This window comes from Nocardia sp. NPDC005998, assembly GCF_040614395.1.
Taxonomy (GTDB): Bacteria; Actinomycetota; Actinomycetes; order Mycobacteriales; family Mycobacteriaceae; genus Nocardia.
This window is the reverse complement of the sequence record NZ_JBEXUI010000002.1, coordinates 65268-77250: the sequence shown is the minus strand read 5'-3', so window position 1 is coordinate 77250 and position 11983 is coordinate 65268. Positions and strand designations below refer to the sequence as shown.

11 protein-coding genes are annotated in these 11983 nt (G+C 66.9%); 6 read left to right on the top strand and 5 right to left on the bottom strand.

The annotated features are described in order from the left end of the window. Positions 1-70 precede the first annotated feature (70 nt). The gene (locus ABZ293_RS03985) at positions 71-1024 is read left to right on the top strand and encodes an MBL fold metallo-hydrolase (RefSeq protein WP_355177218.1); all 954 of its coding nucleotides are present in this window, start codon (positions 71-73) and stop codon (positions 1022-1024) included. A gap of 48 nt (positions 1025-1072) precedes the next feature. Here the strand turns inward: ABZ293_RS03985 and ABZ293_RS03980 are convergent, their stop codons facing one another. Further along, positions 1073-2047, bottom strand: a complete 975-nt coding sequence (locus ABZ293_RS03980) for a nitronate monooxygenase family protein (protein WP_355177217.1) — start codon at positions 2045-2047, stop codon at positions 1073-1075. A gap of 339 nt (positions 2048-2386) precedes the next feature. Here ABZ293_RS03980 and fadD5 point away from each other — a divergent pair, with 339 nt between their 5' ends. Together fadD5 and ABZ293_RS03970 are read left to right on the top strand one after the other, a co-directional pair. After that, entirely contained in the window at positions 2387-3958 is a 1572-nt protein-coding gene (gene fadD5, locus ABZ293_RS03975; protein WP_355177216.1) for a fatty-acid--CoA ligase FadD5, read from the top strand. A gap of 47 nt (positions 3959-4005) precedes the next feature. Continuing rightward, entirely contained in the window at positions 4006-4611 is a 606-nt protein-coding gene (locus ABZ293_RS03970) for a cysteine hydrolase (protein ID WP_355177215.1), read from the top strand. Between the two features lie 74 nt (positions 4612-4685). Here ABZ293_RS03970 and ABZ293_RS03965 read toward each other — a convergent pair whose 3' ends face one another. After that, positions 4686-5330: a TetR/AcrR family transcriptional regulator gene (locus ABZ293_RS03965; RefSeq protein ID WP_355177214.1), complete on the bottom strand. Its 645-nt coding sequence runs from the start codon at positions 5328-5330 to the stop codon at positions 4686-4688. A 105-nt stretch (positions 5331-5435) separates the two neighbouring features. Here ABZ293_RS03965 and ABZ293_RS03960 point away from each other — a divergent pair, with 105 nt between their 5' ends. After that, on the top strand, positions 5436-6146 hold the full coding sequence (locus ABZ293_RS03960; protein ID WP_355177213.1) for a methyltransferase domain-containing protein: 711 nt from the start codon (positions 5436-5438) through the stop codon (positions 6144-6146). Here ABZ293_RS03960 and ABZ293_RS03955 read toward each other — a convergent pair. Further along, a complete protein-coding gene (locus tag ABZ293_RS03955) occupies positions 6143-8515 on the bottom strand; it encodes a lysylphosphatidylglycerol synthase transmembrane domain-containing protein (protein WP_355177212.1) in 2373 nt (790 codons plus the stop codon). The genes ABZ293_RS03960 and ABZ293_RS03955 overlap by 4 nt on opposite strands. Positions 8516-8720: 205 nt before the next feature. On the opposite strand from ABZ293_RS03955, the gene ABZ293_RS03950 reads away from it, so the two are divergent. Next, positions 8721-9569 (top strand): SDR family NAD(P)-dependent oxidoreductase, encoded by an 849-nt coding sequence (locus ABZ293_RS03950; RefSeq protein WP_355177211.1) that lies wholly within the window; start codon positions 8721-8723, stop codon positions 9567-9569. 12 nt (positions 9570-9581) lie between these two features. Here ABZ293_RS03950 and ABZ293_RS03945 read toward each other — a convergent pair whose 3' ends face one another. Together ABZ293_RS03945 and ABZ293_RS03940 are read right to left on the bottom strand one after the other, a co-directional pair. After that, positions 9582-10358, bottom strand: coding sequence for an SDR family oxidoreductase (locus tag ABZ293_RS03945; RefSeq protein WP_355177210.1), 777 nt, complete (start codon positions 10356-10358; stop codon positions 9582-9584). Further along, complete coding sequence (locus ABZ293_RS03940; RefSeq protein WP_355177209.1) at positions 10342-11121, bottom strand: 2OG-Fe(II) oxygenase family protein; 780 nt, start codon at positions 11119-11121, stop codon at positions 10342-10344. The genes ABZ293_RS03945 and ABZ293_RS03940 overlap by 17 nt, the downstream gene beginning before the upstream one ends. Positions 11122-11238: 117 nt before the next feature. Here ABZ293_RS03940 and ABZ293_RS03935 point away from each other — a divergent pair, with 117 nt between their 5' ends. After that, a complete protein-coding gene (locus ABZ293_RS03935; protein WP_355177208.1) occupies positions 11239-11838 on the top strand; it encodes a GDSL-type esterase/lipase family protein in 600 nt (199 codons plus the stop codon). Positions 11839-11983: the final 145 nt, after the last annotated feature.

The window sequence follows — 11983 nt, the reverse complement described above, 5'->3', positions numbered from 1 at the left end:
CGGATTTGTCCGGAATCTCCCTGACTGCCTGGTTCTTTCGCCGCCCGCGGTGATCGCCTACGGTGACACCGTGCCCGAATCAGGAACCGAGCGGACGCCGACCCTGCCCACCGTGCTGCGCTGCTGCGCCGCACTGGCGGCCACCCCGGCACGGTTGCTGCGCCCGCGTCGCCCCGATACCGCACTGCTGGCCGGACTCGATCCGGTGCCGCTGCCGCAGACCAAGGCGACCGTCGGACTCACCGTACTGATGCAGGCCCGCATGGCCGTGCCGACCACGATCGTCGCGGAGGGCGTGCGCAGCCTGCGTGAACTGCCGCTGACCATGGCCGCGTATCTGATCGAGCATCCGAAGGCGCGATTCCTGGTCGACCCCGCCCTGTGCTCGGATGTGCACGCTCGCGTCGTGCCGGAGCTGCCCTTTCCGATTCCGCTGCTGGTCGCCCCGGATAAGCCGGTACTCGGCCTGTCCGATGCACTCGCCGCCCGCGATATCGCCGTCGAGGCCATCGATTTCGTGCTCCCGACCCATCTGCACTGGGATCACATTTCCGGTCTGCTGGAACTGCCGGCTGCGGTGACCATCCGACTGCCCGCCGCCGAACGCGCATGGGCGCTCGACGGTCCGCATGCTCCGGTGGGTGTGGCCCCGGGGCCGCTGCGTGGCCGCACCTTCGACACCTTCGAACTCGACGGTCCGCCGGTGCTCACCTTCCCGCGCAGCCTCGACCTGTTCGGCGACGGTTCGGTGCTGCTCGTCGACCTCGCCGGACATACCCCGGGCAGCATCGGCGTACTGCTCGCGGTGAACGACGGCACCCGGGTGCTGCTCGCGGGCGATGCGGTGTGGCACCGGATGCAGGTGGAGCTGATCCGCGAGAAGGCCCCCATGCCCGGTCTGCTGTTCGACGCCGACCGGGATGCCACATTCACCACGATCCACCGGCTGCACGCACTGCCCGACGGCATCGACATCGTCGCGGCCCATGACTACGCGGCGGTCGAAGCGCTGGCGGCGCGGTAGCCGATGGTCGCGGTCACCCCTCGATGGACTGCGACGGCGGAATAGCCGCTAGGCGACGACCGTTTCGGCGAGCCGGGCGGTGATCAGTTCCGTCGCCTCGGACACCATCCGGTCGATGAGTTCCGCGCAGGACGGAATGTCGTGGATCAAGCCCTGGGCCAGGCCCGCGGACCAGATGCCCGCGTCGAGATCGCCCTCATCGAAGACGCGGCGCCCGCGCGCGCCCGCGACCAGATCCCGCACATCCTCGAAAGTGCCACCGGCCTTTTCGATTTCGACGACCTTGCGGCTGATCTCGTTATCCGCGACGCGCGCGGTATTGCGCATGGTCCGGAAGATCAGCTGGGTGTCGAGTTCGGAATTGGCGACGATCTGCTCCTTGACCTTCTGATCGATCGCCGACTCCTGAGTGCACAGGAAGCGCGTGCCCATATTGACGCCGTCGGCACCGAGGGCGAGCGCGGCGACCAGACCGCGGGCATCGGCAATACCGCCGGAGGCGATCATCGGAATATCGAGGACCCGCGCGGCGGCCGGAATCAGGATCAGGCCGGGAATATCGTCCTCGCCCGGATGTCCCGCGCATTCGAAGCCGTCGATGCTGACGCCGTCCACGCCGATCTTCTGCGCCTTCAACGCATGCCGCACGCTGGTGCACTTGTGCAGCACCTTGATTCCGGCCTCCCGGTAGTACGGCAGGAAGGGCTCCGGATTGCTGCCCGCGGTTTCCACGATCTTGACGCCGCTGTCGATGATCGCCTGCACGTATTCGGCATATGGCGGCGGGTTGATCGACGGCAGGATCGTGACATTGACGCCGAACGGCTTATCGGTCAGCTCCCTGGTGCGCGCGATCTCCTCGCGCAGGTCATCGGGGGTGGGCTGGGTCAGCGCGGTGATGAAGCCGAGGCCGCCCGCATTGGCAACGGCCGCAACGAGTCCGGCCCGGCCGACATGCATCATGCCGCCCTGCACGATCGGGTGTTCGACGCCGAACATCTCGGTGAACCTGGTACGAAGCACTGCGCTTCTCCTCTGCGTCGCGGGGCGCGCCAGTCCGCCCTTACGCAGTGATGGTGACACGGGAATCGCGCGTTGTTCAACTTGTAAGTAAGCCAGGATTCGCATCGTCATCCCCCATAGACGGAATCTGACGGTCCGTGTAGTGGCTGCGACAACCGAGAAATATGCAGTTAAAAGGCATTTTTGACTCTCGGGCCGCACGCTTGCGCAATTAACGCCGATTCCTATCTTGACATCTTGCTCGCGGAATAAGTTAATTGTTATTCTGCTGACAGTTCAGCCCGTCGACACCGTCGGATAGACCGGCGCACGTTCGGCGGTCCGAGAGGAGTTCGTGGCATGACCACCGGTGCACAGGCGCTCGACGAGCCGCTGCGGTCGCGGCGCAACCACTGGAACAACCAGATCGCGTCGCATGCGCAGATGCGTCCGGACGCGGTCGCCGTGCGGTTCCGTGGTGTGGACACCACCTGGCAGCAGTTGCACGAGCGTTCGCTGAAGTTCGCCGACGCACTCGCCCGGCGCGGCATCGGCTTCGGTGATCGAGTGCTGCTCCTGGCGCTGAACTATCCCGAGTACCTCGAGGCCGTCTTCGGCATCAACGCACTCGGCGCCATCGCGGTCCCGGTGAACTTCCGGCTCACCCCGCCCGAGGTCGCCTATATCGTCAGCGACTCCGGCGCGAAGGCGATCGTCACCGACACCATGCTGCAGCCGCTGGCCACGGCCGTTCAGGGGCAGGCGCCCGAATTGGCGACCTGCATCGTGATCGGCGGCCAGAGCGCCGACGGCGTATTCGGCTACGACGATGTGCTGGCCGAGGGCGGCACACCGCATGCGCCGCTCGATATCCCCGAGGACACCCCCGCACTGATCATGTACACCTCGGGCACCACCGGCAGCCCGAAGGGTGCGGTGCTCTCGCACGCGAATATGAATGCCCAGGCGCTGACCTGCATTCGGGCCATGGATCTGGGACCCGATGCGATCGGCTTCTGCACATCGCCGCTGTTCCACATCGCCGGACTCGGCAGCCTCGCACCGTATTTCCTGCTCGGTGCCAAGACCGTCCTGCATCCGCTCGGCGCATTCGATCCCACCGAATTCCTCGACGCCGTCGAGCGCGAGCAGGCGACCGCCGCGTTTTGTGTGCCCGCGCAGTGGCAGATGATCTGCGAGGAGCCGACGGTCAAACAGCGCAAGCTCGCGCTGAAGATGCTCAGCTGGGGTGCCGCCCCCGCCTCCGATACCGTGCTGCGCGCCATGGCCGACTGCTTCCCGGACGCGGTCAATGTCGCGGTCTTCGGTCAGACCGAGATGTCGCCCATCACCTGTGTGCTGGAGGGCAAGGACGCGATCCGCAAGCTCGGCTCGGTCGGCAAGCCCATCCCGACCATCCAGGCCCGCGTCGTCGACGATGAGATGAACGATGTCGCCCCCGGTGCGATCGGCGAAATCGTCTACCGCGGACCGACTCTCATGCAGGGCTATTGGAATAAGCCGGAGGCGACCGCCGATGCCTTCGCCGGTGGCTGGTTCCACTCCGGTGACCTGGTCCGCGCGGATGAGGAGGGCTTCCTCTGGGTGGTGGACCGCAAGAAGGACATGATCATCTCCGGCGGTGAGAACATCTACTGCGCCGAGGTGGAGAATGCGCTCTTCGCACATCCGAAGATCCGTGAGGCCGCCGTGGTGGGCCGGGCGCACGAGAAGTGGGGCGAGGTGCCGGTTGCCGTTGTCGCCCTGGTCGATCCGGATGCCGAGCTCACCCTCGACGAGCTGACGCCGTTCCTCAACGAGAATTTGGCGCGCTACAAGCACCCCAAGGATCTGGTGATCGTGCCCGAACTGCCGCGCAATGCCAGCGGCAAGGTCGTGAAAGTCCAGCTGCGCAGGGACTATTCGTCCTGAGTGCGGAAATCGTGGACAGTGGCGCCGCGGTGCGTCAAGATCGCCCCATGGCGATACCACGTATTCGCGCCGCGGTCCTCGCCCTGCACTGGCAGGTGAATGTGATTCGGCCCGAGGGATTCTTCGGACCGATGCTGGCCGCGCCGGTCGCGGCGAGCGGTGTGGTGCCGCGCGCGGTGCGCTTGCACGCGGCAGCGGCCGAGCGCGGGCTGCCGGTGGCATTCCTGCGCTTCACCATTCCCGTCGGCGAGGGTGGGCTGGTACGCAACACCGGATTCATGCGTTCGGTGGCGGCGGCGCAGACCGACTTTCGGCCTGAGTCGCCGGGCACACAGCTCATCCCGGAGATGGCCGAGCAGCCGACCGCGGTCTTCGACAATCAGAAGCTGTCCGGGTTGGCGGGCTGTCCGCTGTCCGAATGGCTCGATGAGCAGGGCATCGACACGCTGTTCCTGACCGGTGTCGCGACCAATCTGGTGGTCGAGCAAACCGCAAGGCACGCAACCGATCTCGGCTTCACCGTGCACCCGGTCTCGGACTGCGTCGCCGCGGCGAACCCCGAAACGCACACCGGATCGCTGGCGAATCTCGAATTGACCACCGCCGGTTGCCGCACCGCCGACCAGGTACTGGATTTGATCGGTTCGCACTGACCCGGTTCCGGGATGGGCCCGCGACCGAGACGGCTATCGGTCTGGTTATCGGCCTGCGTGCCAACTGATTCCGTTCAGCCGAAGGCCGCCTTGTCGTCCGTGGCAAGACGGCCTTCCGTGGCTGACGGGTCGGCCGGTCGCCGCACCCGGCGTTCGAGGCCGGGGCCGACCAGATCCGTGAGCCGCTGGTAGGTCTCGGCGGCGGGCAGCGGTGGATCGGCGTCCGCGATCGAGCCGAGCAGGCCGACGACGCCCCAGGACAGGAAGGTCACCGTCACGGCGAATTCGTCGTCGTCCATATCCAGTCGACCCGCGAGCTGTTCGGTGAGAATCTCTTCCACCATCCGCCGGGTCGAGCGCAACAGCACACCGGTCGCCCTTCGCCCCAATAGCGCCCGGTAGACCTCGGGATTCGCCGAGGCCAGGCGGAACAGCGTGTACAGCGGCGCGAGCGGTGTCGAGCCATGCGGGGCCTGCGGGTCGTATGCCGCCGACCCGGCATCCGCGACCGCCGCGCGCAGGTACTCGGTACTGCTCACCAGCAGCAGATCGTCCTTGTCGCGGAAGTGCGCGTAGAACGTGGAGCGTCCGACATCGGCGCGATTCAGGATGTCCTGCAGGGTGATCCGGTCGTAGCCGCATTCGATCATCAGCTCGATCAAGGCCCGATGGAGCAGACTCTTGGTGCGCCGAACCCGGCGATCGGTGCTGCCGGTCATCTCGTCCCTCACGTTCCCGTACAGATGGTGCGAATCCGTCCCGAACCGAACATATCTCGCTTTTTGCTTCTGGTCGTTCCGGGTACGGAGTCCGATTATGAACACATGACCGGAAACAGACAACAGTCCACTGCCGCACATGCTGACCTGAACTCCGAGATCGGCGCCCTGATCACCAGACCACGTGGCTATCTCGTGGTGAAATCGGCCTTCCTGCTCGGCCGAGTCGGCGCACTGGACGCTCGACTCGTCGAGCTGACCGGTGCCGCCGCGGGCGACCGGGCCGTAGATATCGGTTGCGGCCCGGGCCAACTCGTCCGAGCGCTCGCGCGGCGAGTCGGTCCGTCCGGTCACGTGCTCGGCATCGACCCGTCGGTGGAGATGATCGACTACGCGACCGCCCGCACCGCGGCCCTGCCCCATTGTCGCTTCGAGGTGGGCACGGCGCAGTCGCTGAATCTGCCCGACGCCTCGGTAGATGTGGTGACCTCGACCTTCGTGATGCATCACATTCCGGAGGCCAAACGCGCCGCGGCCCTGGCGCAGATGTTCCGCGTACTCCGTCCAGGCGGCAGACTGCTGCTCGCCGATACCCATCCGACCGGACTGGTGCTGCCCGCGGTGATCCGGCTCATGTCCCGATTCGCGGCACGGCGCACCGACGACCCGCATGCGGCCGGACACCAGGCGGATCCGCTATCCGCCATCGATATCCGCCGCTATCGAGAAGCGTTGCGGGAAGCCGGATTCGGGACGGTCGATTTCACCGCGATCGCGCCGACGACCGGTGTCCTGGTGGCGACCAAGAACGCCTAGATCATGTCCTTCGCGGTCATCCAGCGCATGGTGAACCAACCGCAGAACACCGGCAGCCAGCAGGTGAGCACGCGGTAGAGCAGCACCGAAGGCACCGCGATGGTCGCGGGTAGACCGAAGGCCGCCAGACCACCGATCAGCGCCGCCTCGACGGCACCCACCCCGCCGGGGGTCGGGGCGGCCGAGGCCAGGGTGCCGCCGATCATCGTGACGATGGTGACGGTGATGAACGATGCGCCACCGCCGAACGCCTCGACGCTGGCCCACAGCGCGAGCGCCTGGCCGATTGTGATGGCACCGCAGCCGAGCACGATCACCGAGAAGCGCTTGGGATCCCGGGCCAGATCGCCGAGTTCGCCGAGCACCTCCTGCAACTGCGGGCGCACCGAATTGCTCAGCCAGCGGCGCAGTTTCGGCACGAACATGAAGGTGCCGATAATGCCGACACCCACACCGGCCGCCAGATAGAGCACGCTGGCGTCGGGCACGAAATGCGAAAGATTCGCCGAGGTGCCCGCCGCCACGCTGAACAGGATCAACAGGCTGAGGTGGGTGATCACCTGCACCGCCTGCTGCAATGCGACCGCGGCGGTGGCCCGCACCGCGCCGAGTCCGCCCTTCTGCAGGAACCGCACGCTCAGTGCCAGACCGCCGACCCGGGCCGGTGTCGTGGTCGCGGCGAAGGTATTCGCGATTTGCATGATCACCAGATTGCGGAAGCTGACCAGCCGTGACGCACAGGCCCACAGTGCCGCCGCCGCACCGACATACGTCAGCGCGGAAACCGCCAAGCCGAGCAGCGCCCACCACCAGTTGGCGGTGCGCAGTTGGGAGAAGAAGGTCGGCACCGCGCTGATGAACGGATACGCGACGTAGACGAGTCCGATCAGCAGCACCAGCTGGATGATCTGGTTGCGGCTGAACCGGGTGATCTGCTCGGCCTCGATCTTGTCCTGACCGGTCTGCTTGCGCACCTCGTCGCGGGCCGAGGCGACCACGTCGGCCCAGTCCGGAATCGACTTCTTGATCCCGGTGGGCATGGCGGACTTGGTGAGTCGGCTCGCCGCGGTCAGCACGGTCTGCTCGCCGAGGGTTTCGATGGCGGTGCGCACCGCGGCTTCCTTGCCGAAGACCGCCGAGGTCGACACCAGCAGCTGTGCGACATCGGATTGGCGTTGCTTATCCGAGGCGCCGAACTCCGCGTTGACGAAGCCGCCGAACAGGGTGGCGCCGTTCTCGATTCGGATCTCGACCGGCCGCAGGTCACCGTGCGAGATCTGGCCGCAGTGCAGCTTGGCCAGCGATTTCCAGACGCCGGTGAGCACCTCGTCGGAGTGCTCGTCGAGCGGCGTACCCCGGGGCATGGTGTGCGCGTACAGCATCCAGCCGCGTTCCAGCGCCGCGACGGCGACCTGCTCCGTTGCGGCCAGACCCAGTTCGCCGGCCGCAATGGCCATCAGCGCGCGATGTTCGACGGCGCGATGCATGGAACCGTGCAGCGCCGCTGTTTCGCTGGTGCGGAAGGTGAGCCAGCGCCACAGCTGGCGCAGCGCACCGAAGCTGCGCTGGTTCTTGCCGTACATCTCGACGGTCAATTCGCGCTCGGGACCGTCGATGGCGGCGGCGAGCACCAGCGGACCGCGCCCGGCCGGATGCACCACGGTGAACGCGGTAACGGTATGTCCGCGCCCGGCCAGCACCCGCACCGCAGCGTCCAGCGGCACCTCCAGCGCCGGTGTGCCGACCACCAGCACGATGACCGCGCCGACCAGCCAACCGACCGCGAGTCCGAACATGGCCCGCGCCGGCACCACCGTGCTGACCACCAGATGGATCGGCGCGAAGGCCAGCAGCAGGAACCACAGCCAGCGCCGCGGCCGGGTCGGCAGCCAAGGACTGGAGACGGTCAGCACCGCCGCCAGCATCGCGATCCAGCGCGGATCGTCGAGGAACTGCGATAGGAAGGTATCGAGCCGGTCCGGCACCTTCAGATGCCATTGCGGCGCGGACAATCCCGTGCCGGTGATCGAGAGCAGCAGTCCGGCGACCAATCCGGCCGCGGCATAGCCCGCGAGCAGCTTCCACTGCCTGCGGATGATCAGCTCGATGAGAATCGCGAACGGCAGCGCCAGAATCGCCATGCCGTAGACCAGATACACCAGATTGGACTGGTCCGGATTGAGGAAGCCGACGATTTTCGAGACCGACTTCTCCAGCTCCAGCCATTCCGGCCGGGTGATCAGCGAGGCGGCCACCACAACGCCGACCCACAGGGCCGCGAGCACCACGCGGATGATGTCACTGGTCCGCCGCCTCAGCGGTTGTAGCAGGCTCCCCGTGACCGGGATGTCCCGCCCATCGACTCGCATCTCGTGGGTCCTTCGCCTCTCCGCGTCTGTGGCCGGTCGTCGGGGTGTCGATAAACGTACCGTTGCGGGCCGACGGTTTAGGGTCTGCGGGGACGATACACACCGCGCCGTTTTCGCCGACCTACCGGCCAGTAGACGGCCTTGCCGAATGCCGCCGATCCGATGAAGATCAGGACGGATCAGGCTATGGCGCAGGAGGCAGTAGATGGCAGCACAAGATCTATCGGACAAGACGGTGGTGGTAACCGGCGCCAGCTCGGGCATCGGCGCGGAGGCGGCGGCGAAGCTGGTGGCGCGCGGGGCGACGGTCGCGGTGGTCGGGCGCGCACCGGAGCGCACCGCCGAGGTGGCCGCGCGGGTCGGCGCGGAATCGTTCATCGCCGATTTCGCCCGCTTCGACGACGTCCGCAAGCTCGCCGATCAACTCCTCGACCGCTATCCGCGCATCGATGTGCTGGCCAATAATGCGGGCGGCGCGTGGGCGAAACGCACCGTCACCGATGACGGCAATGAGCTGACCTTTCAGGTCAACCACCTCTCGCCGTTCCTGCTGACCAGCCTGCTGCTGGAGCGGTTGGTGCAGTCGCGGGCCCGGGTCGTCAATACCGCGAGCACGACCTACCGGATGGCCAAGCTGGATCTCGATACCGTCAACGCCTCGACCGGTTCGTTCAACCAGTTGGCCGCCTACAGCACCTCCAAGCTCGCGAATATCGTCTTCACCCGGGAGTTGGCCCGCCGCACCGAGGGCACCGGGCTGGTCACCGCCGCCTTCCATCCCGGCGCCGTCGCCACCCACGTCTATGACAATGCCCCGCTCGGCCTCGGCGCGTTCATTCGCTCCCCGCTGTCGCGGCCCTTCTTCATCCGGCCCGATAAGGGCGCGGATCCGCTGGTGCACTTGGCGACAACGCAGGACGACATCGACGGCAAGTACTTCCACCGGCTCGAGCTGGAGCAGCCGCGGAACAGGCAGGCGGTGGATCCGGATCTCGCGCAACGGCTCTGGGCGATGTCCGAGGAGATCACCGGCGCGACGAGTCCGGTGGCGTAGGTCAGCGGTAGGTCAGCGGGCGTCCGCACCGAGTGCGTGACGCCCACCGGCCGCGCCCTCGGCTTCGACACCGACGCTGAAGACCTCGCCCGTCATATCGCCGCGGTCGAGTTCGACGATCGCCCGCACCACCTGCTCGGTGGGCACCACCGCGGGAAAGCTGTCGGGCGCGATCGCATTCGCCCGCACCCCGAACTCCTCGAATTCGGCGGCGATATGCCGGGTCAGCTGGTTGAGCGCCGCCTTGGACGCCGCGTAGAGCGCCTGTCCGCCGGGGTACACCCGCGAGCCCGCAATGCTGGAGACATTCACGATATTGCGATTGTGTGCCCGATTCTCATCCACGGCATGCACCCAGCAACGCTGCGCGAGTCGGGCCGATAACCGCAGCGGCACACCGACATTGACCGCGAAATGCGGTTCGAATTGGTCGAGTGTCGCGTCGCCGTCGACGATGCCGAGCGGTTGAAATCGGCTGTACGCGGCATTGTTGACCAGCAGATCGACGTGACCGAACCGGGCGAGTGCGAGATCGACGACGCGCTCGATCGCACCCGCCTCGGTCAGATCCGCCTTGATCACGAAGATTCGCGAACCGTTCTCCGGCACCGGCATTTCCGGCGCCAGGGGGTCGACGAACCACTCCAGCTGCGACGGTGCCGCCGGGGTGCGATTGCGGCACACCGCGATGATGTCGTAATCGGTGTACAGACCGCGGCAGAAGACGTCACCGAGTCCGCCACCGGCTCCGGTCAGCAGACATACCCGGCGTTCAGTGCCACTGCGCAATGCTGTCTCCTCCCCAACGCCGCACCACATCTTCCTTCGGCCGGTGCAGCCACATCACCACGCTATTGCGTGCCGCGGCATTGCCGCCGACGAAGGTATGCCACGAACGCGGTGTGCATTCGAACAGCAGCAGCGAATTGTCCATCGGCGGAATTGTCAGTGCCGGAATAGGATTCGCACCGAGCTGGTCGAACAGCGCGGTCTCGCCGCCGTCGCCGGGTTGCCAGTCCGGATTGCCGAAATAGAACAGCACCGCCACCGCGCGCACCGTCTCCCGCGCGAAGACCTCCGGCGACCGCGCGCCGGACTTCAGATCCACCTCCGGATCCACCGTCGTGACCTGATCGGGACCGGGCGCCGGACCCTTGAACCAGGCCGGATTCAGATCATTGTGCGGCCACCCCCGCGGGCTGCCCGGCGGATGATGGTGCACCGATCCCTCGACATCACCGGTTGTCGCCACGCCGGCGACGCGGGCGATCAGATCGTGCCATTCCCGGGACAGGAACAGCGCCAACGGCCCGTCCCGCAGCCCGGCCAACTGGGCCCCGACCGCACCGTAATCGGCCGCCACCGAACCGAATGCCTCCGGCCGCTCCCGGCGCACCCGCGCCAACTCCTCGGCCAGCCGCCGGTAGAACTCCGGCACGAACACATCCCTGGCATAGATATGCGGAAACGGCTCCACCCGGCGAATCCAGCGCCGATGCGCGAACAGCTCGGCGAACCACTGCGGCACCGCGGACTCAGCTACCCCGGTCAACGTCAAATCCCTCCCGAACGACCATCGCGATCCTAACGGGTACCACCGCCAGCCGCGCCCGGGTGCGATAGCCGGACCTGGTCCCGGGCGGTGTTCGGCGATTGCGAAGATCGCCGGGTGTGGAACGACCTTCGCGTGTGCTTTATCGGTGATTCGTTCGTCGCGGGTGTCGGCGATCCGCAGTGCCTGGGCTGGGTCGGCCGCCTGGCGGCCGAGACCTATGCGACCGGGCAGCCGCTCACCGCGTACAACCTCGGCGTGCGCAGGCAGACCTCGACCGAGATCCTGGACCGCTGGCAGGCCGAATGCACGCCCCGCCTGCCCGACGGATCCGATGCCCGCCTGGTCGTCTCGTTCGGCGTCAACGACGCCACGCTGATCGATGGACAACCTCGCGTGGCACCCGAACGATCGGCGGCCAACCTGACCCAACTGCTCGCGCAGGCGGCCGAACGCGGGCTGCCGGTCCTGATGGTCGCGCCGCCGCCCATCGATGACGCCGAGCACAATGCCAGGACCGCCGGGCTCGACGAACGCTTCGCCGCCATCTGTACGGCCGCCGCAGTCCCCTACGTCCCCGCCCATCAGCCATTGCGCGACAGCGCGGTGTGGATGCGCGAGGTGCGTGCGGGTGACGGTGCGCATCCAGGTGGGGCCGGATACGACGAGCTGGCCGCGATCATCCGTCCGCACTGGCGAGAGTGGCTGGCGCGCTGATCTGAGCCCATCGCTGCTCGTCGTTCGGATGCGCGACAGCGCGGTGTGGATGCGCGAGGTGCGCGCGGGTGGCGGCGCGCATTCGGATGCGGGCCGGTTATGACGAGTTGGTCGCACTCATCGGTCTGGCGAGAGTGGTTGGCGC